The 15,548-nt window shown below is 53.5% G+C and carries 14 protein-coding genes; 11 read left to right on the top strand and 3 right to left on the bottom strand.

The annotated features are described in order from the left end of the window. Positions 1-3 precede the first annotated feature (3 nt). Together proY and malZ are read left to right on the top strand one after the other, a co-directional pair. The gene (proY, locus tag OGY04_RS13270; RefSeq protein ID WP_008783922.1) at positions 4-1,377 is read left to right on the top strand and encodes a proline-specific permease ProY; all 1,374 of its coding nucleotides are present in this window, start codon (positions 4-6) and stop codon (positions 1,375-1,377) included. Positions 1,378-1,515: 138 nt separating this feature from the next. Beyond that, a complete protein-coding gene (malZ, locus tag OGY04_RS13265; RefSeq protein ID WP_286585381.1) occupies positions 1,516-3,333 on the top strand; it encodes a maltodextrin glucosidase in 1,818 nt (605 codons plus the stop codon). Here the strand turns inward: malZ and OGY04_RS13260 are convergent. Next, the gene (locus OGY04_RS13260; protein WP_286585380.1) at positions 3,327-4,229 is read right to left on the bottom strand and encodes a LysR family transcriptional regulator; all 903 of its coding nucleotides are present in this window, start codon (positions 4,227-4,229) and stop codon (positions 3,327-3,329) included. The genes malZ and OGY04_RS13260 overlap by 7 nt on opposite strands. A gap of 273 nt (positions 4,230-4,502) precedes the next feature. Between OGY04_RS13260 and OGY04_RS13255 the strand changes: the two genes are divergently transcribed. The 3 genes from OGY04_RS13255 to OGY04_RS13245 all read left to right on the top strand — a co-directional run bounded on the left by OGY04_RS13255 (position 4,503) and on the right by OGY04_RS13245 (position 7,753). Beyond that, positions 4,503-5,144 carry a hydrolase gene (locus OGY04_RS13255; RefSeq protein WP_003021513.1) on the top strand — a complete coding sequence of 214 codons (642 nt, stop codon included), beginning with the start codon at positions 4,503-4,505 and terminating at the stop codon, positions 5,142-5,144. A 173-nt stretch (positions 5,145-5,317) separates the two neighbouring features. Further along, entirely contained in the window at positions 5,318-5,863 is a 546-nt protein-coding gene (locus tag OGY04_RS13250; protein WP_003830975.1) for an antibiotic biosynthesis monooxygenase, read from the top strand. A gap of 21 nt (positions 5,864-5,884) precedes the next feature. Next, positions 5,885-7,753, top strand: a complete 1,869-nt coding sequence (locus OGY04_RS13245) for an amidohydrolase (protein ID WP_286585379.1) — start codon at positions 5,885-5,887, stop codon at positions 7,751-7,753. A 67-nt stretch (positions 7,754-7,820) separates the two neighbouring features. On the opposite strand, the gene OGY04_RS13240 is transcribed toward OGY04_RS13245, so the two are convergent. Further along, positions 7,821-8,423, bottom strand: a complete 603-nt coding sequence (locus OGY04_RS13240) for a peroxiredoxin (protein ID WP_003021524.1) — start codon at positions 8,421-8,423, stop codon at positions 7,821-7,823. Between the two features lie 168 nt (positions 8,424-8,591). Further along, a complete protein-coding gene (acpH, locus tag OGY04_RS13235) occupies positions 8,592-9,173 on the bottom strand; it encodes an ACP phosphodiesterase (RefSeq protein WP_003830978.1) in 582 nt (193 codons plus the stop codon). Positions 9,174-9,390: 217 nt separating this feature from the next. Between acpH and queA the strand changes: the two genes are divergently transcribed. From queA to OGY04_RS13205, 6 genes are all read left to right on the top strand, one after another. Beyond that, positions 9,391-10,455 carry a tRNA preQ1(34) S-adenosylmethionine ribosyltransferase-isomerase QueA gene (gene queA, locus OGY04_RS13230; RefSeq protein WP_032942525.1) on the top strand — a complete coding sequence of 355 codons (1,065 nt, stop codon included), beginning with the start codon at positions 9,391-9,393 and terminating at the stop codon, positions 10,453-10,455. 208 nt (positions 10,456-10,663) lie between these two features. Further along, positions 10,664-11,791: a tRNA guanosine(34) transglycosylase Tgt gene (gene tgt, locus OGY04_RS13225; RefSeq protein WP_003021535.1), complete on the top strand. Its 1,128-nt coding sequence runs from the start codon at positions 10,664-10,666 to the stop codon at positions 11,789-11,791. 22 nt (positions 11,792-11,813) lie between these two features. Then, complete coding sequence (gene yajC, locus OGY04_RS13220; RefSeq protein ID WP_003021544.1) at positions 11,814-12,146, top strand: preprotein translocase subunit YajC; 333 nt, start codon at positions 11,814-11,816, stop codon at positions 12,144-12,146. A gap of 27 nt (positions 12,147-12,173) precedes the next feature. Beyond that, positions 12,174-14,021 (top strand): protein translocase subunit SecD, encoded by a 1,848-nt coding sequence (gene secD / locus OGY04_RS13215; RefSeq protein ID WP_003021547.1) that lies wholly within the window; start codon positions 12,174-12,176, stop codon positions 14,019-14,021. A 10-nt stretch (positions 14,022-14,031) separates the two neighbouring features. Next, positions 14,032-15,003: a protein translocase subunit SecF gene (gene secF / locus OGY04_RS13210; protein WP_003021550.1), complete on the top strand. Its 972-nt coding sequence runs from the start codon at positions 14,032-14,034 to the stop codon at positions 15,001-15,003. A gap of 170 nt (positions 15,004-15,173) precedes the next feature. Further along, on the top strand, positions 15,174-15,539 hold the full coding sequence (locus OGY04_RS13205) for a VOC family protein (RefSeq protein WP_008783926.1): 366 nt from the start codon (positions 15,174-15,176) through the stop codon (positions 15,537-15,539). Positions 15,540-15,548: the final 9 nt, after the last annotated feature.

Below are 15,548 nucleotides of genomic sequence, written 5' to 3'. Positions count from 1 at the left end.
TCGATGGAAAGTAATAACAAGCTAAAGCGTGGGCTGAGCACCCGGCACATCCGCTTTATGGCATTAGGTTCAGCAATTGGTACCGGGCTGTTTTACGGCTCGGCCGACGCTATCAAAATGGCGGGGCCAAGCGTATTGCTGGCCTATATTATCGGCGGTGTCGCGGCGTACATTATTATGCGTGCGCTGGGCGAAATGTCTGTTCATAACCCGGCAGCCAGCTCCTTCTCGCGCTATGCGCAGGAAAACCTCGGACCGCTGGCAGGCTACATTACCGGCTGGACCTACTGTTTTGAAATCCTGATTGTCGCCATTGCCGACGTGACAGCCTTCGGCATATACATGGGCGTCTGGTTCCCGGCGGTACCGCACTGGATTTGGGTACTCAGCGTGGTTCTGATTATCTGCGCCATCAACCTGATGAGCGTGAAGGTGTTTGGTGAGCTGGAGTTCTGGTTCTCGTTCTTCAAAGTCGCCACCATTATCATCATGATTGTCGCCGGTTTCGGTATCATCATTTGGGGGATTGGCAACGGCGGGCAACCTACCGGTATCCATAACTTATGGAGCAACGGTGGCTTCTTCAGCAACGGCTGGCTCGGCATGGTGATGTCGCTGCAAATGGTGATGTTTGCCTATGGCGGGATTGAGATTATCGGGATTACCGCAGGCGAAGCCAAAGACCCGGAAAAATCTATTCCGCGCGCCATCAACTCCGTACCAATGCGTATCCTGGTGTTTTATGTGGGGACGCTGTTCGTCATTATGTCTATCTACCCGTGGAACCAGGTGGGTACCGACGGTAGCCCGTTCGTTATGACGTTCCAGCATATGGGCATTACTTTTGCTGCCGGGATCCTCAACTTTGTGGTTCTGACTGCGTCGTTGTCGGCTATTAACTCTGACGTCTTCGGTGTGGGGCGTATGCTACACGGCATGGCGGAGCAGGGCAGTGCCCCGAAAATGTTCGCCAAGACGTCGCGTCGTGGCGTGCCGTGGGTGACGGTAATGGTGATGACTATCGCGCTGCTGTTTGCGGTGTATCTTAACTACATCATGCCGGAAAACGTCTTCCTGGTGATCGCCTCTTTGGCGACCTTCGCCACGGTATGGGTGTGGATTATGATCCTGCTGTCGCAGATTGCTTTCCGTCGTCGTCTGCCGCCGGATGAGGTCAAAGCGCTGAAATTTAAAGTACCGGGTGGGGTCACGACGACTGTTGTTGGCCTGATTTTCCTGGTCTTTATCATCGCGCTCATCGGCTATCATCCGGATACCCGCATTTCGCTGTACGTCGGCTTTGCGTGGATTGTCCTGCTGCTGGTCGGATGGGGATTCAAGCGCCGTCGCGAGCGCCAACTGGCTGAAGCACAGTAATATTTTTGCCGGGTAGCTTTGCGTTACCCGGCAATTTTCTCCTCCCCCGAACTCCTCCCCCAATAAACGTTAAGATGATGAGTGATCCTGCACTTCGCTATGGCAAGGTGACGTCATTATCATCAAAGGGGATACGTGATGTTGAACGCCTGGCACCTTCCGGTTGCCCAATTTGTTAAGCAAAATAAAGATCAACTGACGATTACATTATGGCTGGCGGGGGAAAATCCACCCCAGCGGGTGACGCTACGCGCAGAAAACGATAACGAAGAGATTTCGCTGGCTATGCACAAGCAGCGCAGCCAGCCGCAGCCGGGTGTGACCGCGTGGCGAGCGGCGATCGATCTCTCCAGCGGGCAGCCTCGTCGACGCTATAGCTTTAAATTACTTTGGCTCGATCGTCAGCTGTGGTTCACCCCACAGGGATTCAGCCGTTTTCCGCCTGCGCGTCTGGAGCAGTTTGCGGTTGATGTGCCGGATAACGGTCCGCAGTGGGTTGCCGATCAGATTTTCTATCAAATTTTCCCGGACCGTTTTGCCCGCAGCCAGTCGCGTGAAGCGGGCCAGGATAACGTCTATTACCACCACGCCGCCGGACACGACATCGTGCGGCGCGAATGGGACGAACCGCTTACGGCTCAGGCCGGTGGCTCCACGTTTTATGGCGGCGATTTGGACGGCATCAGCGAAAAGCTACCGTACCTGAAAACGTTAGGGGTCACGGCGCTGTACCTGAATCCTGTATTTACCGCCCCGAGCGTGCATAAATACGATACCGAAGATTACCGTCATGTTGATCCGCAATTTGGCGGCGACAGGGCGCTACTGCGTCTGCGGCACAACACCCAACAGCAGGGCATGCGTCTGATTCTCGACGGCGTCTTTAACCATAGCGGCGATTCGCACGCCTGGTTTGACCGACATAATCGGGGAACAGATGGGGCGTGCCATAATCCAGAATCCCCCTGGCGCGATTGGTATCATTTTTCAGCCGACGGCGTTGCGCTCGACTGGCTGGGATATTCCAGCTTACCTAAGCTGGACTTTTCCTCGGAAAGCCTGGTGAATGAAATTTATCGTGGTGAAGACAGTATCGTCCGCCACTGGCTGAAAGCGCCGTGGAGTATGGACGGCTGGCGTCTTGATGTGGTGCACATGCTGGGAGAGGCCGGAGGCGCACGTAACAACCTACAACATGTGGCCGGAATTACGCAGGCGGCAAAAGAAACCCAGCCAGAGGCGTATGTGGTGGGTGAGCATTTTGGCGATGCGCGCCAGTGGTTGCAGGCTGATGCAGAAGATGCCGCCATGAACTATCGCGGCTTTACTTTCCCCCTCTGGGGATTTCTCGCCAATACCGATATCTCATACGACCCGCAATCCATTGATGCCCAGACCTGTATGGCATGGATGGATAACTACCGCGCGGGGTTGTCGCATCAGCAACAGCTGCGGATGTTTAATCAGCTCGACAGCCACGATACCGCCCGCTTTAAATCTCTACTCGGTAAAGACGTCGCACGGTTACCGCTAGCGGTGGTGTGGCTGTTTACCTGGCCTGGCGTGCCCTGTATTTACTACGGTGACGAAGTGGGGCTGGACGGGAACAACGATCCGTTTTGTCGCAAACCGTTCCCGTGGCAGCCTGAAAAACAGGACGCTACTCTGCTGGCGTTGTATCAGCGGCTGGCAAAACTACGCCACCAGAATCAGGCGCTGCGCCACGGTGGTTGCCAGGTGATTTACGCCGAGGATAACGTGGTGGTGTTTGTTCGCGTGCTAAACCGACAGCGCGTACTGGTGGCGATTAACCGTGGCCACGCTTGTGAAGTGGTCCTGCCAGCCTCGCCATTACTGAGCGTGAGTCAATGGCAGCACAAAGAGGGCAACGGCATGCTTGCCGACGATATCCTGACGTTGCCGGCGATTTCCGCCTCGGTATGGATAGGTCATTGATATAAGCGCGCAATCTCCTGGCTTGCCAGCAGCGTTTCCCGCCACCAGCGCTGTGCCAGCCCATCGCGGTTATTGCGCCATGCCATATAAGCCACGTCTTTTTGGCGAAATGAGATAACCGTTTTTTCCACCAGCTCGCCCGTGGTAAGCCACGGGCTGGCAATATGGCGGGGGAGAAATCCGCAGCCCATACCGGCTCGTAGTAGCATCACCTTACTGTGGAAGTCATCGACGCGGATTTGCGCCTGTTCCTCCATCAGATTGGTTTGTAACGGATGGCAGAAGCGGGCGCTGTCGCTGATAACAATCGCCCGATGCAGGCATAACTGTTCGTTGGTCAGGCCGTCTGCTGCTGCGGCCAGCGGATGCTCAGGCGCAACGACAAACACATTGTCCAACGTGCCGAGCATTTTATAGGACCAGGCTGCAGACGTTGGCGGTTCATTAATTGCCCCCAGAATAATATCGGCTCCATTATGGGTCAGCTCCTCCCAGGAGCCCGCCAGCGTATGGTGGGTAAAACTGAGGCGAGTTTGCTTATTCAGCGCATGAAATTCATCGATAATGGGCAACAGCGCGGAGAAAGGGAAGGAGTCGTCCAGCGCAATTGCCAGCTCTTTTTCCCAGCCTGAACTCAGCTGTACCGCCTGCTTTTCGAGATCTTTTGCCGCATTCAACAGCAAACGCCCTTTTTCCAGCATCATCTGTCCGGTATCGGTAAATTTTGCTCGGTGCCCGGAACGGTCAAGCAGCTCGATATTCAAATCGCTTTCCAGCTTCTGAATCATATAGCTGAGTGCGGCAGGGGTTTTAAACAGCGACTCGGCCGCTGCGGCAAATGAACCCTGTTTGTCGAGAGCGTCGAGAATAAGCAAAACATCCAGATTAATGCGCATAAGCAGAAAATATCCTGAAAATTAAACCCTTCTGTTGTACCGAATGAAGAAAAACAATGCCAGTGAATAAATTAGATGAGTCATGCGCATTTTTTTGATGTTGTTTAGGATATATCGCAACACAAAATTAATAGTTTCACAGGATAGTAAGTTTTCTTTAATAACTCGTTAGAAATTTCCCGCTATACTCAACAAGCTTTCTGATTCAGGATCCTGCTGCTGACGGCAGATACAGACCGTTGCCTTTTAACTTATTGATTAAGAAGGTGTGCTATGTCTATTCGGGAACTGATTGACCCTCAAAATTCTACGCTTATTTTTATTGATCATCAGCCGCAAATGTCATTCGGTGTGGCGAATATTGATCGCCAGACTTTAAAAAATAATACCGTGGCATTAGCGAAAGCCGGGAAAATATTCAATGTTCCGGTGATTTATACTTCTGTAGAAACCAAAAGTTTTAGCGGATATATCTGGCCGGAATTGTTAGCGGTTCATCCTGATGTCAAACCCATTGAACGCACCTCAATGAACTCCTGGGAAGATGCGGCGTTTGTGAAAGCAGTGGAAGCGACCGGGCGTAAAAAACTGATTATCTCCGCGCTGTGGACCGAAGTATGCCTGACTTTTCCGGCGCTGATGGCACTGGAGGCAGGCTATGAAGTTTATGTGGTAACGGATACCTCCGGCGGCACGTCCGTAGATGCTCATGAGCGTTCTATCGACCGCATGGTACAGGCAGGTGCCGTACCCGTAACCTGGCAACAGGTTCTTCTCGAGTACCAGCGCGACTGGTCCCGCAAAGAAACCTACGACGCCGTAATGGATCTGGTACGCGAGCACAGCGGCGCCTACGGTATGGGCGTGGATTATGCCTATACCATGGTGCATGGCGCGCCGGAACGTAAAGCTTAAATACATGTCATCCTTCATGTTGCATCTTTGTTGGCTTCGCTTGCGTACCCCGGTCACTTACTTATGTAAGCTCCCGGGGATCCACAACCTTGCCGCCTCGATGCACCATGAATGATTTTGTGTATTGCTTTCCTGGCCTAAGCGGCCTGTTTCCTGTCAACAAGGAACCCTTCATGGCGCAGAACAAACATGTGACGTTGGTAATTACTCACACTCTGCTACCTGAGCAGGCGCAGCGGTATGAGCAGTGGCTGGGGAAAATCATGCCTGTAGCGGCTGAATTTCCCGGTCATCTCGGGGCGAACGTGATTCGCCCGGCAGATGGCAACAACCTGTGGAACATCATTATCCGCTTCGACACGCTTGAGCATCTGTATAGCTGGACCCAGTCCGATACGCGCCGCGTGTTGGTCGAAGAGATTGCTCCACTGCTGGCTGAAGGTGACAAAACCGAAATTCGCACCGAAGCAGCGTTCTGGTTTACGCCGCCCGCGCCCCATGTACGCCAGCCCAAACGCTGGAAACAGTTTCTGATAACCCTGCTGGTGATATTTCCCAGTACCAATCTGGTGCCGTGGTTGACCGGCATTGTGTTGCCTGCAATGAAGGGCTCGTTACTCCTGCATCTCATCAATGATGCCTTTGTGGTTGCGCTGGTGGTCTGGTTCTGGATGCCCATCGTAACCCGTCTGTTTGCCGGATGGCTGAAAAAAGCCTGACCGGTATCTCAGGAGATTGTTATGTCTCAAACTGCCACACTGATTCTGACTCACGGAAAAATTCATACTCTCGACAGGCAAAGTCCGCAGGTCGAGGCGGTGGCGATCGCCAACGGAAAGATCCTGGCGACCGGTAGCCACGAACGGGTAATGAGCTTTGCCGCCGAAGGGACGCAGGTTGTCGATCTGCAAGGACATACGGTGATCCCGGGCCTGAACGATTCGCACCTGCACCTTATTCGTGGTGGACTGAATTACAACCTGGAATTGCGTTGGGAGGGCGTGCCGTCACTGGCGGATGCGCTACGCATGCTCAAAGACCAGGCTGACAGAACGCCGTCGCCACAATGGGTACGCGTGGTGGGCGGCTGGAGTGAATTCCAGTTTGCCGAACGTCGCATGCCAACCCTCGAAGAACTGAATGAAGCCGCTCCTGATACTCCGGTTTTTGTTCTGCATCTCTACGACCGGGCTTTGCTCAACCGCGCCGCGCTGAAAGCGGTTGGCTATACCAAAGCGACGCCGGATCCGGCGGGCGGTGAGATTGTGCGTGATAGCAACGGCAACCCAACCGGAATGCTGATCGCTAAACCGAACGCCATGATCCTTTACTCGACGCTGGCAAAGGGACCAAAACTGCCGCTGGAAATGCAGGTTAACTCGACCCGTCAGTTTATGCGTGAACTGAACCGTCTGGGACTGACCAGCGCCATCGATGCGGGCGGTGGTTTCCAGAACTACCCGGAAGATTACGAGATCATTGAGCAGTTACACGCTAACAAACAGATGACGGTACGTATTGCCTACAATCTGTTTACCCAGCGTCCGAAGCAGGAACTGGAAGACTTTGAACGCTGGACCGATATGCTCAAGCCAGGGCAGGGAACCGACTTCTATCGTGCCAACGGGGCGGGGGAAATGCTGGTCTTTTCTGCAGCGGATTTTGAAGACTTCCTTCAGCCACGTCCGGATCTGCCGGAGGGGATGGAAGATGAGCTGGAGCGCGTGGTTCGTCACCTGGTGGAGCATCGCTGGCCGTTCCGCCTGCACGCCACCTACGATGAATCTATCAGCCGAATGTTGGACGTATTTGAGAAAGTTAATCGTGATATCCCGTTCAATGGCCTGCACTGGTTCTTCGATCACGCCGAAACAATTACTGAACGGAACATTGAGCGTGTAAAAGCACTGGGCGGCGGGATTGCGGTCCAGCACCGTATGGCGTTCCAGGGAGAGTATTTTGTCGATCGCTACGGCAAAGACGCGGTTAAACATACGCCGCCGGTGGCGAAAATGCTGGCGGCTGACGTTCCGGTCGGGCTGGGGACTGACGCCACCCGCGTGGCCAGCTACAACCCGTGGACCGCGCTCTACTGGCTGGTTTCGGGCCGTACCGTTGGCGGGATGGCGATGTACGATGATAACAACCGTCTGCCGCGTGATGTTGCCCTGGAACTGTGGACGGCCGGGAGCGCCTGGTTTTCCAGCGAGCAGGGTAAGAAAGGGCGCATCGAGAAAGATCAACTGGCCGACCTGGTGGTGCTGTCTAAAGATTACTTCAGCGTGCCGGAAGAAGAGATCAAAGGTATCGAGTCGGTGATGACCGTTGTTGATGGCAAAGTGGTTTACGCCGCCGGGCATTTCACCCCGCTGGCACCACCTGCTATTCCGATTGTGCCGGACTGGTCGCCAGTGGTGAAGGTGCCAGGGCATTATCGCTCAGCGCCACCTGCTGCGGCGAAAATTGGCGCAATGGTGCAGATGCACCAGTGCTGCGGCAACTGCGGCGTACACGGTCACCAGCATGATATTGCGCGGAAATCGGGGATTCCGGTGTCAGATGACCGGGCTTTCTGGGGCGCGCTTGGCTGCTCCTGCTTCGCGTTTTAATCGCTTATCGGATCTGCTAACAATAAAAAAGGCCCGCATTTGCGGGCCTTTTGTCGATTCATGCCAATTACAGGCTGGAAACGTTCTCGGTCAGGTATTTTGCCACGCCGTCCGGAGACGCGTTCATACCTTCTTTACCTTTTTCCCACTGTGCCGGGCAAACGTCACCGTGCTCTTCGTGGAACTGCAGCGCGTCAACCATGCGCAGCATTTCGTCGATGTTACGACCCAGCGGCAGATCGTTAACCACCTGGTGGCGAACAACGCCGTTAGCGTCGATCAGGAAAGAACCGCGCAGCGCAACGCCCGCTTCCGGGTGCTCGATGCCGTAGGCTTTCTGGATTTCGCGTTTGATGTCAGCAACCATTGCGTATTTCACTGCACCGATGCCGCCTTTGTCGACAGGGGTGTTACGCCATGCGTTGTGGACAAATTCAGAGTCGAAGGAAACGCCAACAACTTCAACGCCGCGCTTCTGGAATTCTTCGTAACGTTTGTCGAATGCGATCAGTTCAGACGGGCAAACGAAGGTGAAGTCCATCGGCCAGAAGAACAGAACGGTGGTTTTACCGTTGGTATGCTGTTTGAAGTTGAAGTTTTCAACGATCTCACCGCTACCCAGTACCGCAGCTGCTGTGAAATCCGGAGCCTGACGAGTTACCAGTACCATATAATTCTCCTGCAAAGTTAAGGGGTTTTTGGAACGCAACGCGGGCCAGTATAGAGAGTGTTCGGGGATAAGACAAAGAGGCGCTGGCAATCAATGAGACAGGTTTTGTCTATCAATCTTTTGCCGGACGGCGGCTACTGCTTATCCGGCGGGGAATGCGGGCTGCGATCAAAGGGTTTTACACCGCGCCTGCTCCATCATTTGCGGATAAAACTGCCAGAATCGTTCTTCTAACGCATCGTAATGCGTATCGAGGTCATACCATGAGTCGCGTAGGGCATCGAGCCGTGGACGGCGGCTGGCCATGCCGTTCAGGACGTTCTGGATAAAATCCATGTCCCGGTAGCGCTCAAGCCATTTCTCTGACCATATATAGTTGTTCAGATTGATAAAGCGCGGCGGCGATTCCGGCAAAATAGTGGTTACCTGGGTACGGGCATAGCGCACAAAGTCCGTCAGCGGGAAGTCAGGGGAGATTTCCGACCAATGGCGCGACAGAAAATGATCCCACATAACGTCCAGCGTAATCGGCGCGACGCGGCGCGTTTCGCTACGAAACCACTCTTTGGCTTCACGCACCTGCGGTAAGTTATCGGTCATCACGTCGATACGACGATGCATGAAGATGCCTGCTACCACATCAGGCGAGTAGTGTGTTTCCGGATTACCCCGGACAAAATCGGCCAGCAGATTGCCGGAAAGCGAGCTATCGGCAAGGTGAGCTAAGTGCAGGTGCGCAAGAAAATTCATATCCACTTCATCCTTCAAACTGCCTCTTTGTTGGCTGCCTTCACTCACCCCTGTCACTTACTTGAGTAAGCTCCCGGGGACTCATTCAGTTGCCGCCTCGATGCATCTTGAATGATTTTGTGTATAGATTATGTCTCTTAACTTGAGGGGTAAAGGTTGCAGGGAGAACGCCCCGGCACTAGACTACCCGCCTCTTATTTTAGTCTGAGTCAGTGTCATGCGCGTTACCGATTTCACCTTTGAACTACCCGAATCCCTGATTGCCCACTATCCGCAAGCTGAGCGCAGTAGCTGCCGCTTGCTGTCTTTGGACGGGCCGACGGGCGCGCTGACGCACGGTACTTTCACCGATTTGCTCGATAAGCTCAACCCTGGAGACTTGCTGGTCTTTAACAACACCCGCGTCATTCCTGCGCGTCTGTTTGGTCGTAAAGCCAGCGGCGGCAAGATTGAAGTGCTGGTCGAACGTATGCTGGATGACAAACGTATTCTGGCGCATATTCGTGCCTCGAAAGCGCCGAAACCGGGTGCCGAGCTGCTGCTGGGCGACGACGAAAGTATTAAAGCGACGATGGTCGCCCGCCATGACGCGCTGTTTGAAGTTGAGTTTAACGACGAACGCAGCGTGCTGGATATCCTCAACGCCATCGGCCATATGCCGTTGCCTCCGTATATCGACCGTCCGGATGAAGACGCCGACCGCGAGCTGTACCAGACCGTGTACAGCGAAAAGCCGGGGGCTGTCGCTGCGCCGACCGCGGGGCTGCATTTTGACGATCCGCTGCTGGCTAAACTGCGCGATAAAGGCATTGAAATGGCGTTCGTCACCCTGCACGTTGGCGCGGGTACTTTCCAGCCGGTGCGCGTAGACACCATCGAAGACCACATTATGCATTCCGAATATGCGGAAGTGCCGCAGGATGTGGTGGACGCGGTGCTGGCGGCGAAAGCGCGCGGTAATCGCGTGATTGCGGTAGGTACCACCTCCGTGCGTTCGCTGGAAAGTGCGGCGCAGGCGGCCAAAAACGATCTCATCGAGCCGTTCTTCGGCGATACACAAATCTTTATTTATCCAGGCTATAAATATCAGGTGATTGATGCTCTGGTCACCAACTTCCACCTGCCGGAATCGACGCTGATTATGCTGGTTTCCGCATTTGCTGGTTATAAAAACACCATGCACGCCTATCATGAAGCGGTAAAAGCGGAATATCGCTTTTTTAGTTACGGGGATGCCATGTTTATCACGTACAATCCGCAGGCTATTTCTGAGCGACCGTGAGAAGGCTATCTCACTTGCCATTTTGATGTCGGGCAGTGCTCGCCATCCTCACGTACTGCGTGTACGCTCCGGTGGCTGTGCGCTGGTCGCCCCCAAACTGGCTGCGCCGATTGCGCCTTCGCCAGTGGGTTAATATATTTTTACTCCGTGGAGTGATTCCGTGGGGAAAGTTTAATCATCAGACTGTCTCTCTGATGCAGGAGAAAAAATGAAATTTGAACTGGATACCACAGACGGTCGCGCGCGCCGCGGCCGCCTGGTTTTTGATCGTGGCGTAGTAGAAACGCCTGCTTTTATGCCGGTCGGTACTTACGGCACAGTAAAAGGCATGACGCCGGAAGAAGTTGAAGCGACCGGCGCACAGATTATCCTCGGCAACACTTTCCACCTGTGGCTGCGTCCGGGTCAGGAAATCATGAAACTGCACGGCGATCTGCACGATTTCATGCAGTGGAAAGGGCCGATCCTCACCGACTCCGGCGGCTTCCAGGTGTTCAGCCTGGGCGATATCCGTAAGATAACCGAGCAGGGCGTGCATTTCCGTAACCCGATCAACGGCGATCCGATTTTCCTCGATCCCGAGAAGTCGATGGAGATTCAATACGATCTCGGTTCCGATATCGTGATGATCTTCGATGAATGTACACCGTATCCGGCCGACTGGGACTATGCTAAACGCTCAATGGAGATGTCTTTGCGTTGGGCGAAGCGCAGCCGTGACCGTTTTGATAGTCTCGGCAACAAAAATGCGCTTTTTGGCATCATTCAGGGCAGTGTTTACGAAGATTTACGTGATATCTCCGTCAAAGGTCTGGTAGATATCGGCTTTGATGGCTACGCTGTCGGCGGTTTGGCTGTCGGTGAGCCGAAGGAAGATATGCACCGCATTCTGGAACATGTTTGCCCGCAGATTCCGGCAGATAAACCGCGTTACCTGATGGGCGTCGGCAAACCAGAAGATCTGGTTGAAGGCGTGCGTCGCGGTATCGATATGTTTGACTGCGTGATGCCAACGCGAAATGCCCGTAATGGTCATTTGTTTGTGACTGACGGCGTGGTAAAAATTCGTAACGCGAAACATAAAAGCGACACCAGTCCGCTCGATGCTGAGTGTGATTGCTACACCTGTCGCAATTATTCGCGCGCTTACTTGCATCATCTCGACCGTTGCAACGAAATATTGGGCGCGCGACTCAACACGATTCATAACCTTCGCTACTACCAGCGTTTGATGGCGGGTTTACGCAAGGCTATTGAAGAGGGTAAATTAGAGAGCTTCGTGACCGATTTTTACCAACGTCAGGGTAGACCAGTTCCACCTGTGAACGTTGATTAATTTTAATAATGAGGGAATTTGAATGAGCTTTTTTATTTCTGATGCGGTAGCGGCAACAGGTGCTCCGGCGCAGGGCAGCCCGATGTCTCTGATTCTGATGCTGGTGGTGTTTGGTCTGATTTTCTATTTCATGATCCTGCGCCCACAGCAAAAGCGTACCAAAGAACACAAGAACCTGATGAACTCCATTGCGAAAGGCGATGAAGTACTGACTAACGGTGGTCTGGTGGGGCGCGTGACTAAAGTAGCAGAATCTGGCTACATCGCTATCGCGCTGAACGACACCACTGAAGTGGTTATCAAACGTGATTTCGTAGCTGCCGTTCTGCCGAAAGGCACCATGAAGGCGCTGTAATTTATTGTTTTCCCAAAGGGAACTGCCGTGTTAAACCGTTATCCTTTGTGGAAGTATGTCATGCTGATCGTCGTTATTGTCGTCGGTCTGCTCTATGCGCTTCCCAACCTGTATGGTGAGGATCCGGCTGTTCAAATCACTGGCGTGCGCGGTGCCGCCGCCAGTGAGCAAACGCTGATCCAGGTCCAGAAAACGTTACAAGAAGATAAAATCACACCTAAGTCTGTGGCTCTGGAAGAGGGTGCTATTCTCGCGCGCTTCGACTCCACTGATACCCAACTGCGCGCACGTGAAGTATTAATGGGCGTACTGGGCGATCAGTACGTCGTGGCGCTTAACCTTGCTCCGGCAACCCCGCGCTGGCTGGCTGCCATTCACGCAGAACCGATGAAACTCGGTCTTGACCTGCGTGGCGGCGTTCACTTCCTGATGGAAGTGGATATGGACACCGCGCTGAGTAAGTTGCAGGAACAAAATATCGATAGCCTGCGCAGCGATCTGCGTGAAAAAGGCATTCCTTATACTACCGTTCGCAAAGAAGATAACTACGGTCTGAGCATCACTTTCCGTGATAGCAGCGCCCGTGATGAAGCTATCTCTTACCTGAGCAAACGTCACCAGGATCTGGTTATTTCCAGCCAGGGCAGCAATGCTCTGCGTGCGGTAATGACCGATGCGCGCCTGAGCGAAGCCCGTGAATACGCGGTACAGCAGAACATCAACATTCTGCGTAATCGTGTTAACCAACTGGGTGTTGCTGAGCCGGTGGTACAACGTCAGGGTGCTGACCGCATTGTGGTCGAACTGCCGGGTATTCAGGATACCGCGCGTGCGAAAGAAATTCTGGGCGCAACCGCGACGCTGGAATTCCGTCTGGTAAATACCAACGTTGACCAGTCTGCTGCGGCATCCGGGCGTGTACCGGGTGACTCAGAAGTGAAACAATCTCGTGAAGGTCAGCCGGTTGTGCTGTACAAGCGCGTGATCCTGACCGGTGACCATATCACCGACTCCACTTCCAGCCAGGACGAATACAATCAGCCGCAGGTTAACATCTCGCTGGATAGCGCGGGTGGTAACATCATGTCCAACTTCACCAAGGACAACATCGGTAAGCCGATGGCGACCCTGTTTGTGGAGTACAAAGACAGCGGTAAGAAAGATGCCAACGGTCGCGCAGTGCTGGTGAAACAGGAAGAGGTGATTAACATCGCCAATATCCAGTCTCGCCTGGGTAACAGCTTCCGTATCACCGGTATCAACAACCCGAACGAAGCGCGTCAGCTTTCTCTGCTGTTACGTGCCGGTGCGCTAATCGCGCCGATTCAGATTGTTGAAGAACGTACCATCGGCCCAACCCTGGGTATGCAGAACATCAAACAGGGTCTGGAAGCATGTCTGGCCGGTCTGGTGGTGTCTATCCTGTTCATGATCTTCTTCTATAAGAAGTTCGGTCTGATTGCGACCAGTGCGCTGATTGCTAACCTGGTGCTGATTGTCGGTATTATGTCGTTGCTGCCGGGGGCTACGCTGAGTATGCCGGGGATTGCGGGGATCGTCTTGACCCTTGCCGTCGCGGTCGATGCGAACGTACTGATCAACGAACGTATCAAAGAAGAGTTGAGTAACGGGCGCTCGGTGCAGCAGGCCATCAATGAAGGTTATGCGGGCGCATTTAGCTCCATCTTTGATGCGAACATTACGACGCTGATCAAGGTCATCATCCTGTACGCAGTTGGCACCGGGGCAATTAAAGGGTTCGCGATTACTACCGGTATTGGTGTGGCGACGTCGATGTTTACCGCGATTGTCGGTACACGTGCCATCGTAAACCTGTTGTATGGCGGCAAGCGCGTCAAAAAGCTGTCAATCTGAGGAGTGCGAAGTGGCACAGGAATATACTGTTGAACAATTGAACCACGGCCGTAAAGTCTGGGACTTTATGCGCTGGGACTACTGGGCTTTCGGCATTTCAGGTTTCCTGCTGATTGCGGCCATCGTGGTGATGGGCGTACGCGGGTTTAACTGGGGGCTCGATTTCACCGGTGGTACGGTTATTGAAATCACGCTGGAAAAACCGGCCGATATGGACGTGATGCGCGATGCGCTGGAGAAAGCGGGCTTCGTTGATCCGCTTCTGCAGAACTTCGGCAGCAGCCACGACATTATGGTACGTATGCCGCCAACTGAAGGTGCAGACGGCGGTCAGGTGCTGGGTAGCAAAGTGTTGAGTGTGATTAACGAATCCACCAACCAAAACGCCGCGGTGAAGCGAATTGAATTCGTGGGGCCGAGCGTGGGTGCAGACCTGGCGCAAACCGGTGCGATGGCGCTGATGGCGGCGTTGATCTCCATCCTGGTGTACGTCGGTTTCCGCTTTGAATGGCGACTGGCGGCAGGGGTAGTTATCGCGCTGGCGCACGACGTGATTATCACACTTGGGATCCTGTCGTTGTTCCATATCGAGATTGACCTGACTATCGTCGCATCACTGATGTCGGTAATCGGTTACTCGCTGAACGACAGTATCGTTGTATCTGACCGTATTCGTGAAAACTTCCGCAAAATTCGTCGCGGTACGCCTTACGAAATCTTTAACGTGTCACTGACTCAAACGCTGCACCGTACGTTGATTACGTCCGGTACAACGTTGATGGTTATTCTGATGCTGTTCCTGTTCGGTGGTCCGGTACTGGAAGGATTCTCGCTGACGATGCTGATCGGTGTTTCCATCGGTACTGCTTCTTCTATCTACGTAGCATCGGCGCTGGCGCTGAAGCTGGGTATGAAGCGTGAGCACATGCTGCAGCAGAAGGTCGAGAAAGAAGGGGCGGATCAACCGTCGATTCTGCCTTAACCCATCCTGGAGTGAAGATACTGGAATCCCGATCGCAAGGTCGGGATTTTTTTTGCCTGTGAATTAGCGACAGGTAATTATCTTTTCCTGTCGCCACACTACTGACAGTATGCTGTCAGTAGCCCTGCCTTATAGTCCTCCTGAGATTACCCACACAGGCAGGAGGAAGTATGAGCAACGTAATTAATTGGTTTGAAATCCCCGTGGCACAAATGGACCGCGCCATCGCTTTTTATGAGCCAGTAATGCAGGTTTCTTTGCGCCGGGAGAACATGGACTGCGCTGAGCTCGCCGTATTTCCGCATCAGGATCCCGCTCCCGGCGGGGCGCTGGCTAAATTTGACGGTATTACGCCTTCAACGCAGGGCGCTATTATTTATCTGCATACGGACGATTTGGCTGCAACGCTTGAACGCGTCGCCACTGCTGGCGGTCAGTGTGTGTTTGGCCCACTAGAACTGGGGCAGGACATTGGTACGATTGCGCTATTCACTGACAGCGAAGGCAATCGTGTTGGTTTACATCAACCCGCGTAATATTTTCAG

Origin of the sequence: Citrobacter sp. Cpo091 (assembly GCF_030332645.1) — a bacterium.
GTDB classification, from domain to species: Bacteria; Pseudomonadota; Gammaproteobacteria; order Enterobacterales; family Enterobacteriaceae; genus Citrobacter; species Citrobacter portucalensis.
This window is presented reverse-complemented; position numbering and strand designations above follow the sequence as displayed.

Coding starts and splice junctions, on each gene's coding strand:
- proY (WP_008783922.1), top strand. CDS start 4: ATGGAAAGTAATAACAAGCTAAAGCGTGGGCTGAGCACCCGGCACATC.
- malZ (WP_286585381.1), top strand. CDS start 1,516: ATGTTGAACGCCTGGCACCTTCCGGTTGCCCAATTTGTTAAGCAAAAT.
- OGY04_RS13260 (WP_286585380.1), bottom strand. CDS start 4,229: ATGCGCATTAATCTGGATGTTTTGCTTATTCTCGACGCTCTCGACAAA.
- OGY04_RS13255 (WP_003021513.1), top strand. CDS start 4,503: ATGTCTATTCGGGAACTGATTGACCCTCAAAATTCTACGCTTATTTTT.
- OGY04_RS13250 (WP_003830975.1), top strand. CDS start 5,318: ATGGCGCAGAACAAACATGTGACGTTGGTAATTACTCACACTCTGCTA.
- OGY04_RS13245 (WP_286585379.1), top strand. CDS start 5,885: ATGTCTCAAACTGCCACACTGATTCTGACTCACGGAAAAATTCATACT.
- OGY04_RS13240 (WP_003021524.1), bottom strand. CDS start 8,423: ATGGTACTGGTAACTCGTCAGGCTCCGGATTTCACAGCAGCTGCGGTA.
- acpH (WP_003830978.1), bottom strand. CDS start 9,173: ATGAATTTTCTTGCGCACCTGCACTTAGCTCACCTTGCCGATAGCTCG.
- queA (WP_032942525.1), top strand. CDS start 9,391: ATGCGCGTTACCGATTTCACCTTTGAACTACCCGAATCCCTGATTGCC.
- tgt (WP_003021535.1), top strand. CDS start 10,664: ATGAAATTTGAACTGGATACCACAGACGGTCGCGCGCGCCGCGGCCGC.
- yajC (WP_003021544.1), top strand. CDS start 11,814: ATGAGCTTTTTTATTTCTGATGCGGTAGCGGCAACAGGTGCTCCGGCG.
- OGY04_RS13205 (WP_008783926.1), top strand. CDS start 15,174: ATGAGCAACGTAATTAATTGGTTTGAAATCCCCGTGGCACAAATGGAC.